Annotated in this window: 18 protein-coding genes; 8 read left to right on the top strand and 10 right to left on the bottom strand. The window is 65.0% G+C overall.

Annotated features, from left to right (window positions below; translation table 11 throughout):
* Positions 1–41 precede the first annotated feature (41 nt).
* The 7 genes from wspF to CAG34_RS01665 form a co-directional block, all read right to left on the bottom strand.
* Positions 42–1055, bottom strand: a complete 1014-nt coding sequence (wspF, locus tag CAG34_RS01695; RefSeq protein ID WP_025337935.1) for a Wsp signal transduction system protein-glutamate methylesterase WspF — start codon at positions 1053–1055, stop codon at positions 42–44.
* On the bottom strand, positions 1052–3355 hold the full coding sequence (locus CAG34_RS01690) for a hybrid sensor histidine kinase/response regulator (protein WP_085587632.1): 2304 nt from the start codon (positions 3353–3355) through the stop codon (positions 1052–1054). Before CAG34_RS01690 ends, wspF begins: the two co-directional genes overlap by 4 nt.
* The gene (locus CAG34_RS01685) at positions 3352–4014 is read right to left on the bottom strand and encodes a chemotaxis protein CheW (protein WP_085587630.1); all 663 of its coding nucleotides are present in this window, start codon (positions 4012–4014) and stop codon (positions 3352–3354) included. The genes CAG34_RS01690 and CAG34_RS01685 overlap by 4 nt, the downstream gene beginning before the upstream one ends.
* Positions 4011–5285 carry a protein-glutamate O-methyltransferase CheR gene (locus CAG34_RS01680; RefSeq protein WP_085587628.1) on the bottom strand — a complete coding sequence of 425 codons (1275 nt, stop codon included), beginning with the start codon at positions 5283–5285 and terminating at the stop codon, positions 4011–4013. Before CAG34_RS01680 ends, CAG34_RS01685 begins: the two co-directional genes overlap by 4 nt.
* Positions 5282–5788, bottom strand: a complete 507-nt coding sequence (locus tag CAG34_RS01675) for a chemotaxis protein CheW (protein WP_025337931.1) — start codon at positions 5786–5788, stop codon at positions 5282–5284. The genes CAG34_RS01680 and CAG34_RS01675 overlap by 4 nt, the downstream gene beginning before the upstream one ends.
* Positions 5789–5793: 5 nt before the next feature.
* A complete protein-coding gene (locus CAG34_RS01670; protein ID WP_085587625.1) occupies positions 5794–7416 on the bottom strand; it encodes a methyl-accepting chemotaxis protein in 1623 nt (540 codons plus the stop codon).
* Between the two features lie 224 nt (positions 7417–7640).
* Complete coding sequence (locus CAG34_RS01665) at positions 7641–8333, bottom strand: tellurite resistance TerB family protein (RefSeq protein WP_013971209.1); 693 nt, start codon at positions 8331–8333, stop codon at positions 7641–7643.
* Positions 8334–8549: 216 nt separating this feature from the next.
* Between CAG34_RS01665 and ydcS the strand changes: the two genes are divergently transcribed.
* The 7 genes from ydcS to CAG34_RS01630 all read left to right on the top strand — a co-directional run bounded on the left by ydcS (position 8550) and on the right by CAG34_RS01630 (position 14744).
* The gene (gene ydcS / locus CAG34_RS01660) at positions 8550–9701 is read left to right on the top strand and encodes a putative ABC transporter substrate-binding protein YdcS (RefSeq protein WP_075043954.1); all 1152 of its coding nucleotides are present in this window, start codon (positions 8550–8552) and stop codon (positions 9699–9701) included.
* Positions 9702–9849: 148 nt separating this feature from the next.
* Positions 9850–10881, top strand: coding sequence for an ABC transporter ATP-binding protein (locus tag CAG34_RS01655; RefSeq protein ID WP_025337928.1), 1032 nt, complete (start codon positions 9850–9852; stop codon positions 10879–10881).
* A gap of 1 nt (position 10882) precedes the next feature.
* Positions 10883–11794 carry an ABC transporter permease gene (locus tag CAG34_RS01650; protein WP_085587623.1) on the top strand — a complete coding sequence of 304 codons (912 nt, stop codon included), beginning with the start codon at positions 10883–10885 and terminating at the stop codon, positions 11792–11794.
* On the top strand, positions 11784–12590 hold the full coding sequence (locus tag CAG34_RS01645; protein WP_085587621.1) for an ABC transporter permease: 807 nt from the start codon (positions 11784–11786) through the stop codon (positions 12588–12590). The genes CAG34_RS01650 and CAG34_RS01645 overlap by 11 nt, the downstream gene beginning before the upstream one ends.
* A gap of 17 nt (positions 12591–12607) precedes the next feature.
* Positions 12608–14032: a gamma-aminobutyraldehyde dehydrogenase gene (locus CAG34_RS01640; RefSeq protein ID WP_085587618.1), complete on the top strand. Its 1425-nt coding sequence runs from the start codon at positions 12608–12610 to the stop codon at positions 14030–14032.
* Between the two features lie 128 nt (positions 14033–14160).
* Complete coding sequence (locus tag CAG34_RS01635; RefSeq protein ID WP_085587616.1) at positions 14161–14415, top strand: type II toxin-antitoxin system HicA family toxin; 255 nt, start codon at positions 14161–14163, stop codon at positions 14413–14415.
* Positions 14412–14744, top strand: coding sequence for a type II toxin-antitoxin system HicB family antitoxin (locus tag CAG34_RS01630; protein WP_013971202.1), 333 nt, complete (start codon positions 14412–14414; stop codon positions 14742–14744). Before CAG34_RS01635 ends, CAG34_RS01630 begins: the two co-directional genes overlap by 4 nt.
* 164 nt (positions 14745–14908) lie before the next feature.
* Here CAG34_RS01630 and CAG34_RS01620 read toward each other — a convergent pair whose 3' ends face one another.
* Positions 14909–16015: an NADH:flavin oxidoreductase/NADH oxidase gene (locus CAG34_RS01620; RefSeq protein WP_085587612.1), complete on the bottom strand. Its 1107-nt coding sequence runs from the start codon at positions 16013–16015 to the stop codon at positions 14909–14911.
* Positions 16016–16572: 557 nt separating this feature from the next.
* On the opposite strand from CAG34_RS01620, the gene CAG34_RS01615 reads away from it, so the two are divergent.
* Positions 16573–16836, top strand: coding sequence for a DUF3077 domain-containing protein (locus tag CAG34_RS01615; protein WP_003258594.1), 264 nt, complete (start codon positions 16573–16575; stop codon positions 16834–16836).
* A 553-nt stretch (positions 16837–17389) separates the two neighbouring features.
* On the opposite strand, the gene recJ is transcribed toward CAG34_RS01615, so the two are convergent.
* Both recJ and CAG34_RS01600 read right to left on the bottom strand, forming a co-directional pair.
* A complete protein-coding gene (gene recJ / locus CAG34_RS01605) occupies positions 17390–19099 on the bottom strand; it encodes a single-stranded-DNA-specific exonuclease RecJ (protein ID WP_085587610.1) in 1710 nt (569 codons plus the stop codon).
* Between the two features lie 8 nt (positions 19100–19107).
* On the bottom strand, positions 19108–19650 hold the full coding sequence (locus tag CAG34_RS01600; RefSeq protein WP_013971198.1) for a YaeQ family protein: 543 nt from the start codon (positions 19648–19650) through the stop codon (positions 19108–19110).
* Between the last annotated feature and the right edge of the window lie 92 nt (positions 19651–19742).

Here is a 19742-nt window from a genome sequence, read left to right as displayed (position 1 = left end):
CCGATCACTGCCGGCCTGGCGGCGTGATTCAATACACTTCGTCATTTTGCGAAAAATTCCATCAAGCGCCCGGCTATGCGTTCCAGCGGGCGGATTTCCACTGCGGCATCGATGGCCGCAGCGGCCTTGGGCATCCCGTACACCGCACTGCTGGCCTGGTCCTGGGCAATGGTCAGGAAGCCCTGCTGGCGCATCAGCTTCAGGCCCTGGGCACCATCGCGGCCCATGCCGGTAAGCAACACGCCCACCGCATCGCCGGTCCAATAGCGCGCCACACTCTCGAAGAACACATCGATCGAGGGCCGGTAGATTTCATTGACAGGTTCGGCAGTGTAGGCCAGTTGGCCGTTCTGTAGCAGGCGGATGTGGTGATTGGTGCCTGCCAGCAACACCTGCCCCGGCTGCGGCGGCTCGCCTTCACGGGCCAGGCGCACCGGCAGCCCGGCAGCGCTGCTGAGCCATTCGGCCATGCCCGCGGCAAACACCTGGTCCACATGCTGGACCAGCACGATGGCCGCCGGAAACGCCGCCGGCAGGCCCTGCAGCAACACTTCCAGCGCCGCCGGGCCACCTGCCGACGAGCCGATCGCCACCAGGCCGCGGCGCTGGGAAGCCTCGCGCAGCGGCGTGGCCACCGGGCGGGCGGCAGGCGAACGTTGCTGGCCGATCAGCCAGCCGATATTGAGGATTTTGCGCAGCAGTGGCGCCGCCGCTTCACGGGGATCGCCCGCGCCCAGCGCCGGCGTATCCACCACGTCGAGTGCGCCGTAGCCCATGGCCTCGAACACCCGGTGCACGTTCTGCTTGCGGTCGACTGTGACGATGACGATGGCGCATGGGGTTTCGGCCATGATCCGCCGGGTGGCCTCGACGCCATCCATGACCGGCATTATCAGGTCCATGAGGATCAGGTCTGGCTGCTGCTCGGTGCAGCGCTGCACCGCCTCGGCGCCATTGCTGGCCACCCATACCACCTCGTGCGCCGGCTCCAGGGCGACCGCCCGGCGCAGCGCCTCCACGGCCATGGGCATGTCGTTGACGATGGCGATCTTCATCCCTGAGCACCTCCGATCAGCTCAACCACAGCATCCAGCAACGCATCGTCATGGAAACTGGCCTTTGCCAAATAGTAGTCGGCGCCGGCATCCAGGCCACGCCGTCGGTCTTCCTCACGGTCCTTGTAGGACACCACCATCACCGGCAGCGATTGCAGGCGCTGGTCGCGGCGCACCAGGGTGACCAGTTCGATGCCGTCCATGCGCGGCATGTCGATGTCGGTGATCAGCAGGTCGAAGTCCTCGCCACGCAAGGCGTTCCAGCCGTCCATGCCGTCCACCGCCACGGCCACGTCATAGCCACGGTTGCCGAGCAGCTTGCGCTGCAGTTCTCGCACGGTCAGCGAATCGTCGACCACCAGGATGCGCTGGCGCGCCACGCCACGGGCGCCGCTGCTGCCGCGTTCGATGCGTTCCAGGCTGCCGGTGCTGAGCAGTTTCTCTACCGAGCGCAGCAGGTCCTCGACATCGACGATCAGCACCACCGAGCCATCGTCGAGCAAGGCGCCGGAAGAAATGTCCTGCACCTTGCCCAGCCGTGGGTCGAGCGGCATCACCACCAGCACCCGCTCGCCCACCAGCCGCTCCACGGCCACGCCGTACAGTTGCTCGCGCTCGCGGATCACCACTACCCGCAGGCTGCTCTCCTGCGTTTGCCCGGCCGGGCGGTTGAGCAGTTGGCTGGCCGCGACCAGGCCGATGTGCCGGCCTTCGTGCCAGAAGTGCTGACGCCCCTCGATCTGCACGATCTCTTCGGCGCTCACTTCCAGCGTGCGTTCGATATGAGCGAGCGGGAAGGCATAGGCCTCGCCGCCCACCTCGACCACCAGGCTGCGCACCACCGACAGGGTCAGTGGCACCTGCAGGTGAAAACGGCAGCCCTGCCCGGCCAGCTGGGTCAGCTCGATAGAACCGCGCAGTTCACGGATCATGTGCTGCACCGCATCCAGGCCCACGCCGCGCCCGGACACCTCGGTGACCTTGTCGCGCAGGCTGAAACCGGGCAAGAACAGGAACGTCAGCAACTCTTGCTCGCTCATCCGCGCCACCGTGTCGGCGGGCGACAGGGCACGCCCGACAATGCTGCTGCGCAGGCGCTCGAGGTCGATGCCGGCACCGTCGTCGATCAGTTCCAGGCTGAGCATTCCGGCCTGGTGCGAGGCCCGCAGGCGGATCACCCCCTCCTCCGCCTTGCCCGCCAGCAGGCGCCGCTCGGGCAGCTCGATGCCGTGGTCGACCGCATTGCGCAACAGGTGGGTCAGCGGTGCTTCGAGCTTTTCCAGCACATCGCGGTCGACCTGGGTCTTGTCCCCTTCCACCAGCAGCCGCACCGGCTTGCCCAGCGAACGGCCAAGGTCGCGCACCATGCGGCTCTGGCCGGTCAGCACATCGGCAAACGGCCGCATCCGGCAGGCCAGCGCGGTGTCGTACAGCAGTTGTGCGCGCTGGCTGGCCTGCCAGCCGAACTCGTCCAGATCGGCAGCCTGCTGCTGCAGGATCTGCTGGGTTTCCGCCAGCAGGCGCTGGGTCTGTGCCAGGGCTTCGAGCACCTCGCTGCTCTGGCCACTGTCCTCCAGTTGCATGCGCAGGCCATCAAGCGCCTGCATGCCCTGGCCGTGCATGCGCTTGAGGCGCTGCAGGGTGGCCAGGTAAGGCTTGAGCCGCTGGGTTTCCACCAGCGACTTGCTGGACAGGTCGAGCAGGCTGTTGAGGCGGTCGGCGGTGACCCGCAGCACCCGCTCTGTACCTTCGCCGGTGCGCTTGCCGGCCTTGCGACGTGGGGCCAGCTCGGGCTCGGTCTCAGGCTCCAAGGGTTCGACAGGCAGCGGCAAAGGTTCGGTTTGCACGGTTTGCACCGGCGCTTCCGGCAGCGCTGGCACGGCTGGCGGCGCGGGGGGCACGGCTGCCGCCCCCGGGTCGAGCAGGTTGGCCATTTGCGCAAGGAACACCGGCAGGGTCGCCTGCGCCCCGGCGTCGCCAGGCGTGGCGATGCGCATCAACAGGTCGGTGCCCTGCAACAGGGCATCGATATGCTCGGCGCTCAGCCGCAGGCGGCCCTCCTGGGCGGCCACCAGGCAGTCTTCCATGACGTGGGCGACGCTGACGCCAGCGTCCACCCCGACGATCCGCGCCGCGCCCTTCAGCGAGTGGGCCGCGCGCATGCAAGCCTCGAGCTGGTCAGCCTGCGTGGGATTACGCTCCAGCGCCATCAGGCCGACGCTGAGCACCTGGGTCTGCGCCTCGGCCTCCAGGCTGAACAGTTCGAGCAACGATGCGTCGCGCATTTGCTCTGGGGTCATGACAGGCTCCGCTGCACGGCAGACAGTAAGTGTTGATCGTCCAGCACCCGCACGCTGCGGCCACGCCATTGCAGGACCGCTGCGGTGAAGTGGGAGGCGTCCTGGCCGCCGCCCAGCAACAGCGGGTCGAGCCGGTGAATGCCGTCGATTTCCTCGACCGCCATCACCACCGGCCCGCCATCCGCAGCCAGGATCAGCATGCGTGGCATCGCCCGGCCGCCCCGTTGCTCGGCAGCGCTGGCCTGCACACCCAGCAGGTCGGCCAGTGACAGGCACGGCACCAGCGCACCGCGCACGTTGGCCACCCCCTGCAACACCCGCGAGCGCTGGTGCGGCAGCGAATGCACCGCCTGCAGCGGGGCAATTTCGGCCAGGCAGGCGGTGGCCAGCGCCAGCCACTCTTCGCCCAGGCGGAACAGCAGCATGGAGCGGCCGGTGTTTTCCTCGACCGGTGGCGCCACGGCAGCCTGGTGGTCCTGCATCAGCGCGTAGCGGTCGAGCAGGCGTGTGGCCGCTGCGGCATATACCTCGCAGTTGCGGCAGTGAACGTGACGTTCCAGCAGCGGGCACTGCTTGTCGCCGTGCACGCCAATGCGGTTCCAGCAGTCGTCGATGTGCGCGTCATCCTCGGCGAGCAATTGCATCGCGGATTCCTTCATCGTTCAGACTCCCGACCAACCCGCGCGGCGCGCTCCTGAAGGCGTCGGGCACCGGCCAGGTCGCCCTGGGCCGCCAGCAAGGCCGCCAGGTGCACCAACGCCTCGGGGTGCTGCGGTTCCAGGTACAGGGCTTTGCGATAGTGGGTCAGTGCCTGCTGCGCATCGCCTTCGGTATCGCTGAGCAGCCCCAGCCAGTAGTAAACCTGCGCCGAAGGCGCGAACTGGCCCAGGTAGCGCTGGCATTCGGCACGGGCTTGCTCGCTGGCGCCGGCATTGGCAAGCCGGGCAATGCTGGCCAGCAACTCGCTTGCCTCCTCGCGCTTGTGCTCGCGCGCCGGCGCTGGCTTGGCGGCCACGGGCAGCACCCGCAGTGGGCGCGGCGACGCTGCGCTCGGTAACGGATAGCCTGGCTTGGCCGGTACTGGCGATGTGCGCCGCAAGGGCTGGACCGGGGGCGTAGCCAGCGCAGCGCCGCCACCCTCCTGGCGCACGTAGGCGAACGACTGGGCAATCCCCAGCGGGCGCATGCCCAATCGCGCCAGCAAGCTGCCTTCGGCCGGGCCGATGAACAGCACACCCTGTGGGTGCAACAAGCGCTTGAGCACTTCGAACACCCGTTGTTGGGTCGGCACGTCGAAATAGATCAGCAGGTTGCGGCAGAACACGAAGTCGTACAGCCCATCGCGGCTGGCCAGCGCCGGGTCGAGCACGTTGCCCACCTGCAGGCTGACCTGCTCGCGCACCCGCTCATGCAGGAGGTGGCCTTCGTCGAGGGCATCGAAGTAACGCTCGCGAAAGCCCAGGTCGCTACCACGGAAGGCATTGCGCCCGTACACGGCCTGCCCGGCCTTGGCCACGGAACTGGGGCTGATGTCCATGCCGTCGATCATGAACGCCCCCGGCGCGATACCGGCATCGAGCAAGGCCATGGCCAACGAATAGGGTTCCTCGCCGGTCGAGCAAGGCAGGCTGAGCAAACGCAGCGGGCGCGCCCCGGCCAGCTCGGCCAGGCGCTTGTGCGCCAGGCTGGCCAAGGCGGTGAAGGATTCGGGGTAACGGAAGAACCAGGTTTCCGGGACGATTACCGCTTCGATCAGCGCCTGTTGCTCATCCATCGACTGCTGCAGGTGCAGCCAGTAATCATCCAGGTCCGCAGCGTTCACGGCCACGCAGCGCTGGCGCAGCGCACGCTCGACCATGGGCGCGCCCACCGACTCCACGTCCAGGCCGATGCGTTCACGCAGGAAGCGGAAAAAATGCTGTTCGTTCATGTCGGCATCCCTGTCGGATCATCCGCGTACAGCAACTCGTGCACGGCATCGGGCAGCAGATCGTTGACTTCGATGCGCTGCAACAAGCCCTGCTCGTCCTGACGCACCGGCCCCAGGTACGGGGCTTCACCGCTGTCCACGCCATACGGCTGGAACTCGTCGGGGTGGCAACGCAGGGTTTCGGTGGCCTGCTCCAGGATCAGGCCAAGCTGCAGGCCGCCTCGGTAGTGCACCAGCACCAGGCGGGTACTGGTGCGCTGCGCCGCCGGCTGGCCGAAGCTCAATGCCGCCAGGTCGACCACCGGGACCAGCAGGCCCCGGTGTGCAAGGATGCCTGCGACCCAGGCAGGCGCCTTGGCGATCGGCTTGAGCGGCTGGCGCGGCAGCACCTCGATCACTTCGTGCACGCTCAGGGCAAAGCGTTGCTCCCGGATGCGAAACTGCAGGTACAACGCCCCCTTGGCGTTGACCGCCCGCGCGGCGCGCGGTTGCAAGTCGTTCATCGCAGTCAGACTTTGAAGCGCGACACGCCGCCACGCAGGCCAGCGGCCACCTGGCTCAGCTCATCGATGGCGAAACTGGCCTGGCGCAGCGATTCGACCGTCTGGGTGCTGGCATCGCTGAGCTGGGCCAGCGCCTGGTTGATCTGCTCGGCACCGGTGGCCTGTGCCTGCATGCCTTCGTTGACCATCAGCACGCGCGGTGCCAGGGCCTGCACCTGGTGGATGATCTGGCTGAGCTGTTCGCCCACTTGCTGCACCTCGAACATGCCGCGGCGCACTTCTTCGGAAAACTTGTCCATGCCCATGACCCCGGCCGACACCGCCGACTGGATCTCGCGCACCATCTGCTCGATATCGTAGGTGGCCACGGCGGTCTGGTCGGCCAGGCGACGCACTTCGGTGGCTACCACGGCAAAGCCGCGGCCGTACTCGCCGGCCTTTTCCGCTTCGATGGCAGCGTTGAGCGACAGCAGGTTGGTCTGGTCGGCGACCTTGACGATGGTCACCACCATCTGGGTGATGTTGCTGGCCTTTTCGTTGAGGATGCCCAGCTTGGCGTTGACCAGGTCGGCGGCGCCCATCACCTGGTGCATGGTTTCTTCCATGCGTGCCAGGCCCTGCTGGCCGGAACCGGCCAGGCTGGAGGCCTGGTCGGCGGCCGAGGTGACTTCGGTCATGGTGCGCACCAGGTCACGCGAAGTGGCGGCGATTTCCCGCGAGGTGGCGCCGATTTCGGTGGTGGTGGCGGCCGTTTCGGTGGCGGTGGCCTGCTGTTGCTTGGAGGTTGCGGCGATTTCGGTCACCGAGGTGGTCACCTGCACCGACGAACGCTGGGCCTGGGCCACCAGGTTGGCCAGGGCCTCGGCCATTTCGTTGAATCCGCTTTCGATGGCGCCGAACTCGTCCTTGCGGTCCAGGCTTAGGCGCATGCTCAGGTCGCCCGAGCGCAGTTTGTCGAGGGCATGGACAATGCGCTGCATGGGCGCGGTGATGGCGCGCATCAGCAACAGGCCGCAGATACCGGCGGCGATGATCGCCAGCAGCAGCGAAACTATCATGCTGCCCTTGGCCGTGCTCACGGCGCCGACGATCTCGTTGGTGTCGGTGTCGGCGGAGGCCCGGTTGTGCTCGATCACTTCGTTCAGGTGCTTGCGGCCTTCGATCCAGGCCGGGGTGAGCACATCGGTGATCAACCGCTGGGCTTCCGCGTAGTTGCGCTGTCGATAGGCTTCCAGCACCTGGTCGACGATCTTGAGGTAGGCATCTTTCATCTGGATGAAGGTGTCGAAGCGCGCCTGGTCGTCATCGTCCTGAATGGTGCCCTGGTAGCTGTCCATGTGCTCTTTCAGGCGGTCCTGGAAGCTCTTGAACAGCTCTGCGTCCGCCGAAGTGAATTCGCGGTGATTGGACAGCCCCACCAGCTGCTGGCTGGTGACGTAACTGTCGACCCAGGCACTACGGATCATCGAGCTGTAGTAGAGGCCGGGAATGCTGTCGGTCCCCACTGCCTGCTCGGCGGATGCGATGGTCACCAACCGCGAGTAGGCGGCCACGATCATCAGCAGCATGATGGCGATGATCACGGCGAAACTTGCCAGGATCCGTTGGCGCAAGGTCCAGTTCTTCACATTCAGCCCTCAGGAATTCACAACGAGCGGGAAAAATCGCCGAAGTATAGCCCAGGCGCCCAGTGCTCATGCGGCTGAAATGTGGGGTAACCGGGTAACCTTGCCGACAGACCGGTCATTTGTGCCCAACGCCATTGGGGCCGCTGTGCGGCCCATCGCCGGCAAGCCATGTGCGATCCCTGTGGGAGCCGGCTTGCCGGCGATCGGCTACAACGCAGCCCCCGTCACTGGCCGGCGGCAAGCCTTGCCTGGCTTTCCAGTTCCTGACGCAAGGCCGGGTCCAGGCGCAGCTGGCGGGCCAGTTCGTCCAGGTAGGCGCGCTCCATGAAGTTTTCCTGGTCGACCATCATCACGCTGGCCAAGTACATCTCGGCGGCCATTTCCGGCGTTTGCGCGGCACGGGCCACTTCGGCCGGGTCCAGCGGCTTGTTCAGCTCGGCATGCAGCCAGTGCTGCAACTCGCGGTCGTTGTCCAGGCGGGTGAATTCGCCCTCGATCAGCGCACGCTCGCGTTCGTCGATATGGCCATCGGACTTGGCCGCCGCCACCAGCGCCCGCAGTACCGCCTGGCTGTGCAGCTCGGCCTGGGCCGGCGGCAGGCGGTCGACGGTCTGTGGCTCGGTGGCGGCCACCTGCTGGCGCGCCTGCCAGTTGCCGTAGGCCTTGTAGGCCAGCACACCGAGCGCGGCCAGGCCGCCATAGGTGAGGGCCTTGCCGCCATATTTGCGGGCCTTCTTGTTGCCCAGCAGCAAGCCCATGGCGCCCGCCGCCAGGGCGCCGCCACCGGCACCGGAAAGCAGGCTGCCAAGGCCGCCGGCACTGGCGCCTGGCTTGCCAGAGCTGCCCTTGCCGGCCTGGCTGGCGAGCAAGTCCTGGCCGGACTTGAGCAACTGGTCGAGCAATCCCCGGGTATTCATCAAACGGTCTCCACGTTGGCCAAGGGAGCCGTCAGGTTAAGCCCTGCCCGCCCGATCGCCATGGGGGGATTTGCTTCCGGATGTTGCATTGGCTGGCAAAAAGCCAACTAGACTCGATATCGCCAATACCGCGCTAACCGCACCACGTTCATGACGATCGCTTCACGGCTTGCTTGATGACTGCCCCGACCAAAATCTCCAAGAAGAGGGAACACCATGTCAGTGCACAAGACCGCATTGCTCGGCGCAACCGCCTGCGCCGTGCTGGCCAGCGCCAGCCTGCAGGCTGCGGAACCGCCCAAGGCCCTGGGGCCCGGCGAGGGCCGCCTGGACATCGTCGCCTGGCCCGGCTACATCGAGCGCGGTGAAAGTGACAAGGCCTACGACTGGGTGACCGGCTTCGAGAAGGAAACTGGCTGCAAGGTCAGCGTCAAGACCGCCGCCACCTCGGACGAGATGGTCAGCCTGATGACCAAGGGCGGCTACGACCTGGTCACCGCCTCGGGCGATGCCTCGCTGCGGCTGATCGCGGGCAAGCGGGTACAGCCGATCAACACCGCCTTGATCCCCAACTGGAAGAACATCGACCCACGGCTGCAGAACGGTGGCTGGTACGTGGTCGACAAGCAGGTCTACGGCACCCCGTACCAATGGGGGCCGAACGTGCTGCTGTACAACACCGATGTGTTCAAGCAGGCGCCTACCAGCTGGGGCGTGCTGTTCGAGCCGCAGAACCTGCCCGACGGCAAGCCGAACAAGGGCCGCGTGCAGGCCTACGATGGGCCGATCTACATCGCCGATGCGGCGTTGTACCTGAAGGCAGCCAAGCCGGAGCTGGGCATCCAGGACCCGTACGAGCTGAGCGAAGCGCAGTACAAGGCCGTGCTGGAGCTGCTGCGCCAGCAGCAACCGCTGATCCACCGCTACTGGCATGACGCCACGGTGCAGATGAGCGACGTGAAGAACGAAGGCGTGGTTGCCTCCAGCTCCTGGGGCTACATGGTCAATGGCCTCAAGGCCGAGAAGCAGCCCGTGGCCTCGACCATTCCCAAGGAAGGCGCGACCGGCTGGGCCGACACCACCATGCTGCACAGCGAGGCCAAGCACCCCAACTGTGCCTACAAATGGATGGACTGGTCGCTGCAGCCGAAAGTACAGGGGGATGTGGCGGCCTGGTTCGGTTCGTTGCCGGCAGTGCCGGCGGCCTGCACCGGCAGCGAGCTGCTGGGGGCCGAGGGCTGCAAGACCAACGGTTTCGACAACTTCGACAAGATCGCCTTCTGGAAAACCCCGCAGGCCCAGGGCGGCAAGTTCGTGCCGTATAGCCGCTGGACCCAGGATTACATTGCGATCATGGGCGGGCGCTGAGGGTTTCTTCACCTGTACCGGCCCTATCGCCGGCAAGCCGGCTCCCACAGGGCCCGCATAGGCCTTGAGGCCTGCACAGTACCTGTGGGAGCTGGCTTGCCGGCGATAGGGCCGGTACAGGCAATACAAGAACAACCGAGTACCGCCTATGCCCCTAGCCGTCCAGTTCACCCAGGTTTCCCGCACCTTCGGCGAGGTCAAGGCCGTCGACCAGGTCAGCATCGACATCATCGATGGCGAATTCTTCTCCATGCTCGGCCCCTCTGGTTCGGGCAAGACCACCTGCCTGCGCCTGATCGCAGGCTTCGAGCAACCCACCAGCGGTTCGATCCGCATCCACGGTGTCGAGGCTGCGGGCGTACCGCCCTACCAGCGCGACGTCAACACCGTATTCCAGGACTACGCCCTGTTCCCGCACATGAACGTACTGGACAACATCGCCTACGGCCTGAAGGTAAAAGGCGTGGCCAAGGCCGAACGCCACAGCCGTGCCGAAGAAGCCCTGGCGATGGTGGCCCTGGCCGGCTACGGCGCGCGCAAACCGGCGCAGTTGTCCGGGGGCCAGCGCCAGCGCGTGGCCCTGGCCCGCGCGCTGGTCAACCGGCCACGGGTACTGCTACTGGACGAGCCGCTTGGCGCGCTGGACCTTAAGTTGCGCGAACAGATGCAGGGCGAGCTGAAAAAGCTGCAGCGCCAGCTGGGCATCACCTTCATCTTCGTCACCCACGACCAGACCGAGGCGCTGTCGATGTCCGATCGCGTCGCAGTGTTCAACCGCGGCCGTATCGAGCAGGTCGACACCCCGCGCAACCTTTACATGCAACCGGCAACCACCTTCGTCGCCGAATTCGTCGGCACCTCCAATGTGGTGCGCGGCGAACTGGCCACGTTGCTCAATGGCAGCCCGGCGCCCTTCTCCATCCGCCCCGAACACATCCGCCTCGGCGACCCGGCCACAGCCGGCCAGCACGTCCAGGTCAGCGGCCAGCTGCGCGATATCCAGTACCAGGGCAGTGCCACCCGCTACGAGCTGCAACTGGACAGCGGCCAGCTGCTGGCGGTGAGCCAGGCCAACGACCGCTGGCAGGCGCAGGCACAGGCCTGGCAAACCGGGCAACGGGTACAGGCGCACTGGCCCCGCGAAGCCATGACGGTGCTGCAGGAAACCGAGGGCCGCTGACATGAGCACACTGCGCGGCCTGTCCAACCTGCTGTACCGGCGCCCCAACCTGTACCTGGCCCTGCTGCTGACCCCACCGCTGACCTGGTTCGGCGCGATCTACCTGGGTTCGCTGCTGAACCTGCTGTGGCAGGGCTTCTATACCTTCGACGACTTCACCATGGCGGTGACCCCGGACCTGACCCTGGGCAATTTCGCCGCGCTGTTCAACCCGTCGAACTTCGACATCATCCTGCGCACCCTGGGCATGGCGCTGGCGGTGTCGCTGGCCAGCGCGGTGCTGGCCTTCCCCATCGCCTACTACATGGCGCGCTACACCAGCGGCAAGACCAAGGCGTTTTTCTATATCGCGGTGATGATGCCGATGTGGGCCAGCTACATCGTCAAGACCTACGCCTGGACCCTGCTGCTGGCCAAGGGTGGCGTGGCCCAATGGTTCGTCCAGCAACTGCACCTGGATACCCTGCTGCAAACGGTGCTGGCGGTGCCGGGCGTGGGCGGCAGCACGCTGTCAACTTCGCACCTGGGGCGCTTCATGGTGTTCGTATACATCTGGCTGCCGTTCATGATCCTGCCGATCCAGGCCTCGCTGGAACGCTTGCCGCCATCGCTGCTACAAGCCTCGGCAGACCTCGGCGCCCGGCCCGGGCAAACCTTCGTGCAGGTGATACTGCCGCTGTCGATCCCGGGCATTGCCGCCGGCTCGATCTTCACCTTCTCGCTAACCCTGGGCGACTTCATCGTGCCGCAGCTGATCGGCCCGCCCGGCTACTTCATCGGTAGCATGGTCTATGCCCAGCAAGGGGCGATCGGCAACATGCCGATGGCCGCCGCGTTCACCCTGGTGCCGATCGTGCTGATCGCGGTGTACCTGTCCATCGTCAAGCGACTGGGGGCCTTCGATGCACTCTGAAAAAGCCTCGACCGGGCTGCGCCTGGCTGCCTGGGGCGGGTTGCTGTTCCTGCACTTCCCGATCCTGATCATCTTCCTGTATGCCTTCAACACCGAAGACGCGGCGTTCAGCTTCCCGCCCAAGGGCTTTACCCTGAAGTGGTTCGCCGTGGCCTTCGCCCGGCCCGATGTGCTGGAAGCGATCAAGCTGTCACTGCAAGTGGCCTGCCTGGCCACGCTGATCGCCCTGGTGCTCGGCACGCTGGCCTCGGCGGCGCTGTACCGGCGCAGCTTTTTCGGCAAGGAGAGCATTTCGCTGATGCTGATCCTGCCCATCGCCCTGCCCGGCATCATCACCGGTATCGCTCTGCTTTCGGCGTTCAAGACCTTGGGGATCGAGCCCGGGGTTTTCACCATCGTGGTCGGCCATGCCACGTTCTGCGTGGTGATCGTCTACAACAACGTGATCGCTCGCCTGCGGCGTACTTCGCAGAGCCTGATCGAAGCCTCGATGGACCTGGGCGCCGATGGCTGGCAGACCTTCCGCTACATCATCCTGCCCAACCTCGGCTCGGCGCTCCTGGCCGGTGGCATGCTGGCCTTTGCCCTGTCGTTCGACGAAATCATCGTCACCACCTTCACTGCCGGCCACGAACGCACCCTGCCGATCTGGCTGTTCAACCAGCTCAGCCGCCCGCGCGACGTGCCGGTGACCAACGTGGTCGCCATGCTGGTGATGCTGGTGACCATGCTGCCGATCCTTGGCGCCTATTACCTGACCCGTGGCGGTGAAAGCGTCGCGGGCAGTGGCAAATGACCCTGGAGGAGTCCCCGATGCAAACGCAGATGCTGATCAATGGCCAGCTGGTCGCTGGCGAAGGCCCGGCCTGGACCGTGCTCAACCCGGCGCTGGGCAGTGCCCTGGCGCAGATCAACGAAGCCAGCGAGGCCCAGGTGGACAGTGCCGTGCGCGCCGCCGACCAGGCCTTCGACAGCTGGTCGCAAACCACCCCCAAGGAACGCTCGCAAGCCTTGCTGGCGCTGGCCGACGCTATCGAAGGCCATGGCGATGAACTGGCCCGACTGGAATCGCAGAACTGCGGCAAGCCGCTGAGCGCCGCGCTGAATGACGAGATCCCGGCAATTGCCGACGTGTTCCGCTACTTCGCCGGTGCGGCGCGCTGCCTGGGCGGCTCGGCAGCCGGCGAGTACCTGCCGGGGCATACTTCGATGATCCGCCGCGACCCGCTGGGCGTGGTGGCCTCGATCGCACCGTGGAACTACCCGTTGATGATGCTGGCTTGGAAGATCGCCCCAGCCCTGGCTGCCGGCAACACGGTGGTGATCAAGCCCTCCGAGCTGACCCCGCTGACCGCCCTGCGCCTCGGCGAACTGGCCCAGGACCTGCTGCCACCGGGTGTGCTGAACATCCTCTTCGGCCGTGGCCAGACGGTCGGCAACCCGCTGGTCAACCACCCCAAGGTGCGCATGGTGTCGCTGACTGGCTCGATCCCCACCGGCGCTCACATCATCAGCGCCACTGCCGACAGCGTGAAACGCATGCACATGGAACTGGGCGGCAAGGCCCCGGTGCTGGTGTTCGACGATGCCGACATCGATGCTGCCATCGACGGCATCCGTACCTTCGGCTTCTACAACGCCGGCCAGGACTGCACCGCCGCCTGTCGGCTGTACGTGCAAGATGGCATCTATGATCGTTTCGTCGAACGCCTGGGGGCCGCAGTGGCCAGCCTAAAGCCAGGCCTGCAGGAAGCCGAGGACACCGAACTGGGGCCACTGATCAGTGCCCAGCACCGCGACAAGGTCGCAGGGCTGGTGCAACGGGCCATCGACCAGCCGCACATTCGCCTGATTACCGGTGGCAAGGCGATTGATGGCGACGGTTTCTTCTTCGAACCGACCGTGCTGGCCGACACCCTGCAGGACGACGAAATCGTGCGTAACGAAGTGTTCGGCCCGGTAGTGTCGGTGACCCGCTTCAACGACGAAGCGCAGGCACTGGAATGGGCCAACGACTCCAACTACGGCCTGGCCTCATCGGTCTGGACCCGCGACACCGGCCGCGCCCACCGCCTGGCGGCGCGCCTGCAGTATGGCTGCACGTGGGTGAACACCCACTTCATGCTGGTCAGCGAAATGCCCCATGGCGGGCAGAAGCATTCGGGGTATGGCAAGGACATGTCGATGTATGGGCTGGAGGACTACACCTGTGTGCGGCATGTGATGATCAAGCATTGAGCGGTCGTGTTGATCGAGGGGCTTTGCATCCCCTCGGTCAACATCTCAGACATTTCCTTCAAGCACGATCCCCTCCATCCTACTACTCATCCATTGAACCCCTCTCATTGGTATCATAATCTGATACCATGAATAACCATCAGCAAGCCACACTTCAAGCAGTACTGAAAAAGCCGGTTCCCAGGACGCTGGAATGGGTGCGACTGGAGTCAATGTTGGTATCACTGGGTGCCCGGGTCATCGAAGGAAGAGGGTCACGGGTTCGCTTTGAACTCAATGGCGCAGTAGCAACTTTCCATCGCCCTCATCCGGACAGGCACGCCAAGCCCTATCAACTAAGAGACGCCCGCCAGTTCCTCGAGCAGGCAGGAGTAATACCATGAATGTCATGACCTACCGCGGCTACGCCGCTCGTATCGAATACAGCGACGAAGACCAGTTACTGATCGGCCATGTCGCAGGTATTCGCGATGTGATCGGTTTCCATGGCGAATCGATCAGTGAGCTGCGCCAGGCATTTGAAGACGCCGTGGACGATTATCTTGAGACTTGCCAACGCCTGGGCCGTGAGCCACAGAAAACCTACTCCGGCAAGCTCAGCCTGCGCTTGGAGCCTACCCTTCATGCCAGTGTGGCGGCCAAGGCCGAGTTGGCCGAGAAGAGTATCAACCAGTGGGTAAGCGATATTCTCAGCAAGGCTGCCTATAGCTGAATTGAGATGCCGACGCGGTCGTTGCAGGAGCGGCCTTGTGTCGCGAAAGGGCTGCGAAGCGGCCCCAGGTTTTCAGCTCCGCCGCTGATATTGCCGGGGCCGCTTTGCGGCCCTTTCGCGACACAAGGCCGCTCCTACAACGACCGCGTAATGCTTGGGTCAGGTCAATCCCGCAGGTCCGACTCGTGAATCGGGTTGGCCCGGCTGGTGGCACGCTGGTATTGCGCAGGCCAGGTAGCTTTGTTGCCGCCCAGGTCGTCGTCGGCATGCAGCGGCCAGTACGGGTCGCGCAGCAGTTCGCGGGCGAGGAAGATGATGTCGGCCTGGCCGGTGCGCAGAATGTGCTCGGCCTGGGCCGGTTCGGTGATCATGCCCACGGTGCCGGTGGCGATTTCCGATTCCTTGCGCACACGCTCGGCGAAGCGGGTCTGGTAGCCGGGCCCGGTGGGGATTTCGGCGTTGACCGAGGTGCCGCCGGAGGACACATCGATCAGGTCGACGCCCAAGCCACGCAGGCGGCGGGCCAGTTCGACGGTTTCATCCGGGTTCCAGCCGTCCTCGACCCAGTCGGTCGCCGATACCCGCACGAACAGCGGTAACTCGGCAGGCCAGACCTTGCGCACGGCCTCGACCACCTCCAGGGTCAGGCGGATGCGGTTTTCGAAGCAACTGCCGTACTCGTCGCGACGCTGGTTGCTCAGCGGTGACAGGAACTGGTGCAACAGGTAGCCATGGGCGGCGTGGATCTCGACCACCTTGAAACCGGCCTTCAGGGCGCGCTCGGTCGAGGCGACGAAGGCGGCGATCACACCCTGAATCTCATTGTGGTTCAACTCGTGCGGCGTCGTGTGTTGCGGGTCGAAGGCGATTTTCGACGGGCCCACCGGCTGCCAGCCGCCCTCTTCGAGCTTGACGCTGCCTTGCTTGCCCAGCCACGGGCGATAGGTGCTGGCCTTGCGCCCGGCGTGAGCCAGCTGGATACCGGGCACGCCCCCCTGGGCGGTGATGAAACGGGTGATGCGTTGCAGCGGGGCGATCTGAGCGTCGTCCCACAGGCCGAGGTCTTCAGCGGTGATGCGGCCATCGGCGGTCACCGCCACGGCTTCAGTGATTACCAGGCCAGCGCCACCCACGGCGCGGCTGCCTAAATGGACGAGGTGCCAATCGTTGGCCAGGCCATCGACGGCGGAATACTGGCACATCGGCGAAACGGCGATGCGGTTGGGCAGGGTCAGCTGACGCAGGGTGTAAGGCTCGAGCAGCAGGCTCATGAGGGCACCTCCCAAGGACTCCAATGGTGATCCGGCCCGGACACTCAATTGCACGTCCCTGGCCCAGGTCCGGTCATAACTTCAGACTAGACCAGAATGGTTGGGGGGGAGGTTCCATGGGATTTGGTAGAGGTTGAACGGCTCTGTGTTACCAGCGCCATGTCTGATCAGAGTTTCAGATATCCCTTACGGCCCAGATCTGGTGAAGCCTAGGCTGAGGAAATAACCTACAAGTCCTGTCGACTCGCGTCTGATTGTTACTGGAATCCTGACTCTCTAGCCTTTGCTGGTCGCTGGCATTCAGCGGCCGGGGGTGGAATCCCGATCAATTACCGAGTAGCTGTCGTCATGGCAGTTGTGCGCGGAAGGCCGCAAAGCCTACCGGGTTTACTCGTAGCCTGGATTCCACACCGCGTACAACTGCCACCCTTCGTGTGGAATCGGAGAGGCGGTCAATCAGCAACCATACGAGTGATTGATATGAAAATGACAGTCCCTGATCCCCCCTCATTTCTTCTCCTTCGACAAAACGCTCAGAATGATCAGGAGAGGGATCAATGAACACAGACGACACCCAGTTCACCGTCGGCAAGACCACTTTTTTTCAGGGTGAAAACCAGACCCACCCATTATTTCGTATCGAAGCGGGCATTCCGTGCCGAGACGCCCGTGATCAGGCTTCGGAATTGATGGGCTATGTGCGGGAGTTGACCATCGTCGGGCTGATGGATGAGAAACCCATGATGATCTGGGCTGCGCACTATCTCAGTGCGATGGCCAAGGCGCTGATGGATGATGCCGAGTTAGGTATGGCGCGCTGAGTTTGATGTGATCATCGATCGCACATGGAGCACATTAGCCAGCCCGCCGCAGAGCCTTGTGGGAGCGGGTTTACCCGCGAAGCAGGCGACGCGGTGGATGGCACCGGCTTCGCCGGTGATCGCCGGCAAGCCAGCTCCCACAGGTACAGCGCAAGTCTCAAGCCCGCCGCAGGCCCTGTGGGAGCGGGCGTGCCCGCGAAGAAGGCGACTCAGTGGATGGCACCGGCTTCGCCGGTGATCGCCGGCAAGCCAGCTCCCACAGGTACAGCGCAAGTCTCAAGCCCGCCGCAGGCCCTGTGGGAGCGGGCGTGCCCGCGAAGAAGGCGACTCAGTGGATGGCACCGGCTTCGCCGGTGATCGCCGGCAAGCCAGCTCCCACAGGTACAGCGCAAGTCTCAAGCCCGCCGCAGGCCCTGTGGGAGCGGGCGTGCCCGCGAAGAAGGCGACTCAGTGGATGGCACCGGCTTCGCCGGTGTTCGCGGGCATGCCCGCTCCCACAGGGATCGCGCTTGGTTCACCGGCGATGGGCTGCAACGCTGCCCCGGAATTGGAGTCAGCGCGGCTCCATGTGGGCAATCATCAACTGCACACTTTCATTGCCACGGAACTCGTTCACATCCAGCTTGTACGCCAACTCGACCCAACGCACCGTCGGGTTCGGCCACACTTCGCGGTCAATGCCAAAGGCAATGCCGTCCAGCCGCACCGAGCCGCACTCGCTCTTGAGCACCACCTTCAGGTGCCGCTCGCCCACCACGCGCTGCTCCACCAACTGGAACACGCCATGGAACAGCGGCTCGGGGAAGTGCTGCCCCCAGGGCCCGGCATGGCGCAGGGCCTTGGCCAGGTCGAGGTGGAACTCCTCCACCGCCAGGCTGCCGTCGGACAACAGCCGACCGGTCAGGTCCTCTTCGCGCAGCTGGCGTCGCACTTCTTCGTCGAACGCCTCGGCAAATGCCGGGAAATTGGCCTCGGGCAACGACAACCCCGCCGCCATCGCGTGGCCGCCGAACTTGCTGATCAGTTGCGGGTGGCGCGCCGCCACAGCATCCAGCGCATCGCGAATATGGAACCCCGGCACCGAACGCGCCGACCCTTTGAGCATGCCCTCGCCAGCGTCGGCGAAAGCGATGGTCGGCCGGTGGTAACGCTCCTTCAAGCGCGAAGCCAGAATACCGATAACCCCCTGGTGCCAGTCGGCATCGAACAGGCACAGGCCATATGGCATCGACTCGACAGGCAGGTCCTTGAGCTGGGCCAGGGCCTCGCGCTGCATGCCCTGTTCGATCGACTTGCGGTCCTGGTTCAGGTCGTCCAGCTGCTGGGCCATGTCCTGGGCCAGGGCCGCGTCTTCACACAGCAGGCATTCGATGCCCAGGCTCATGTCGTCCAGGCGCCCGGCAGCGTTCAGCCGCGGGCCCAGGATAAAGCCAAGGTCGGTCGAAGTGATGCGCCGGTGATCGCGACGGGCCACTTCAAGAATGGCCTTGAGCCCCGGCCGGGCGCGGCCGGCGCGAATGCGCTCGAGGCCCTGGTGCACCAGGATGCGGTTGTTGGCATCCAATGGCACCACGTCGGCGACGCTGCCCAGGGCAACCAGGTCGAGCAATTCGCCGATGTTCGGCTGCGGCTGCGTTTCGTAGCGCCCCAGGCTGCGCAGGCGCGCACGCAGGGCCATCAGCACGTAGAAGATCACCCCTACCCCGGCCAGCGCCTTGCTCGGGAAACTGCAACCCGGCTGGTTGGGATTGATGATGGCGTCGGCGTCGGGCAACTCCGCACCCGGCAGGTGGTGGTCGGTGACCAGCACCTTGAGCCCGGCGGCCTTGGCGGCTGCCACACCGTCGACGCTGGAAATGCCGTTGTCCACGGTGATCAGCAGCTGCGGCTGGCGTTGCAGCGCCACCTCGACGATTTCCGGGGTCAGGCCATAGCCGTACTCGAAGCGGTTGGGCACAAGGTAGTCGACGTGGGCCGCGCCCAGCAGGCGCAGGCCCAGCACGCCGACAGTACTGGCAGTGGCGCCGTCGGCATCGAAGTCGCCGACGATGAGAATGCGCTGGCGCTGGTCGATAGCCTCGACCAGCAGATCCACACCGGCCTCGATGCCCTTGAGCTGCTGGTACGGCAGCAGGCGCGAGAGGCTTTTGTCCAGCTCGGCCTCGCTCTGCACGCCGCGCGCGGCGTACAGGCGGGTCAGCAAGGGTGGCAGGTTACCCAGGAATGGCAGGGTCGGCGGCAGCGGGCGAGGTTCGATACGCATGGGGTGCTTCAGCCGCGCTCACCAAGCAGCCACTCCAGCTGCACTTCGTGCTGGCCACGGTCGTCGGTGACGAACAAGGTGCCTTCACTGATCATCACGTCCCACTTGATGGTGCGGGGCATGTCGGTGGCGAGGGTTTCCAGCACCTCCTGCGGCACGGCGGCAATGCTCAGGTTCTTCAAGCCCTTGACCGCGTCCACCACCTTGTTCTGCCATACGCGCAGGCTGCCGTAGGCCAGCAGGCTGGTACGCTCGGTGCGGCGCGAGCACCAAGTCAGTCGGTCGGCGTCCGGCTGGCCCACTTCGATCCAGTGCAGGATGCGATCGTCCAGGCTCTTTTCCCAAAGCGCCGCTTCATCCACATCGGACAGGCCACGGCCGAACGACAGGTTCTCGTTGTACCACAGGGCGTAGGCCAGCAGGCGTACGGCCATGCGCTCTTCGGTTTCCGAAGGGTGGCGGGCGATGGTCTGACGGACGTTTTCGTACACGCCGCGGTCGAGGTCGGTCAGGTTCAGTTCGAATTTGTAGGTGGTGGACGGCTGGGCCATGGTCGACGGGCTTCTTGCGCAGAGAAAAAGTGACACAGTCTAACCGATACTGCCCTTCGTTGCCCCGCAGCAGTATCTGCCGCTTCGGACCT

The sequence above is a fragment of the Pseudomonas sp. B14(2017) genome (assembly GCF_002113255.1).
Classification (GTDB): domain Bacteria; phylum Pseudomonadota; class Gammaproteobacteria; order Pseudomonadales; family Pseudomonadaceae; genus Aquipseudomonas; species Aquipseudomonas putida_Z.
Note: the sequence above shows the minus strand (reverse complement) of the source record. Positions and strands in the feature narration are given on the sequence as shown.

What these genes read in the sequence shown, in the direction of transcription:
- wspF (WP_025337935.1), bottom strand. Translation starts at nt 1,055, where the DNA reads ATGAAGATCGCCATCGTCAACGACATGCCCATGGCCGTGGAGGCGCTG.
- CAG34_RS01690 (WP_085587632.1), bottom strand. Translation starts at nt 3,355, where the DNA reads ATGACCCCAGAGCAAATGCGCGACGCATCGTTGCTCGAACTGTTCAGC.
- CAG34_RS01685 (WP_085587630.1), bottom strand. Translation starts at nt 4,014, where the DNA reads ATGAAGGAATCCGCGATGCAATTGCTCGCCGAGGATGACGCGCACATC.
- CAG34_RS01680 (WP_085587628.1), bottom strand. Translation starts at nt 5,285, where the DNA reads ATGAACGAACAGCATTTTTTCCGCTTCCTGCGTGAACGCATCGGCCTG.
- CAG34_RS01675 (WP_025337931.1), bottom strand. Translation starts at nt 5,788, where the DNA reads ATGAACGACTTGCAACCGCGCGCCGCGCGGGCGGTCAACGCCAAGGGG.
- CAG34_RS01665 (WP_013971209.1), bottom strand. Translation starts at nt 8,333, where the DNA reads ATGAATACCCGGGGATTGCTCGACCAGTTGCTCAAGTCCGGCCAGGAC.
- ydcS (WP_075043954.1), top strand. Translation starts at nt 8,550, where the DNA reads ATGTCAGTGCACAAGACCGCATTGCTCGGCGCAACCGCCTGCGCCGTG.
- CAG34_RS01655 (WP_025337928.1), top strand. Translation starts at nt 9,850, where the DNA reads ATGCCCCTAGCCGTCCAGTTCACCCAGGTTTCCCGCACCTTCGGCGAG.
- CAG34_RS01650 (WP_085587623.1), top strand. Translation starts at nt 10,883, where the DNA reads ATGAGCACACTGCGCGGCCTGTCCAACCTGCTGTACCGGCGCCCCAAC.
- CAG34_RS01645 (WP_085587621.1), top strand. Translation starts at nt 11,784, where the DNA reads ATGCACTCTGAAAAAGCCTCGACCGGGCTGCGCCTGGCTGCCTGGGGC.
- CAG34_RS01640 (WP_085587618.1), top strand. Translation starts at nt 12,608, where the DNA reads ATGCAAACGCAGATGCTGATCAATGGCCAGCTGGTCGCTGGCGAAGGC.
- CAG34_RS01635 (WP_085587616.1), top strand. Translation starts at nt 14,161, where the DNA reads ATGAATAACCATCAGCAAGCCACACTTCAAGCAGTACTGAAAAAGCCG.
- CAG34_RS01630 (WP_013971202.1), top strand. Translation starts at nt 14,412, where the DNA reads ATGAATGTCATGACCTACCGCGGCTACGCCGCTCGTATCGAATACAGC.
- CAG34_RS01620 (WP_085587612.1), bottom strand. Translation starts at nt 16,015, where the DNA reads ATGAGCCTGCTGCTCGAGCCTTACACCCTGCGTCAGCTGACCCTGCCC.
- CAG34_RS01615 (WP_003258594.1), top strand. Translation starts at nt 16,573, where the DNA reads ATGAACACAGACGACACCCAGTTCACCGTCGGCAAGACCACTTTTTTT.
- recJ (WP_085587610.1), bottom strand. Translation starts at nt 19,099, where the DNA reads ATGCGTATCGAACCTCGCCCGCTGCCGCCGACCCTGCCATTCCTGGGT.
- CAG34_RS01600 (WP_013971198.1), bottom strand. Translation starts at nt 19,650, where the DNA reads ATGGCCCAGCCGTCCACCACCTACAAATTCGAACTGAACCTGACCGAC.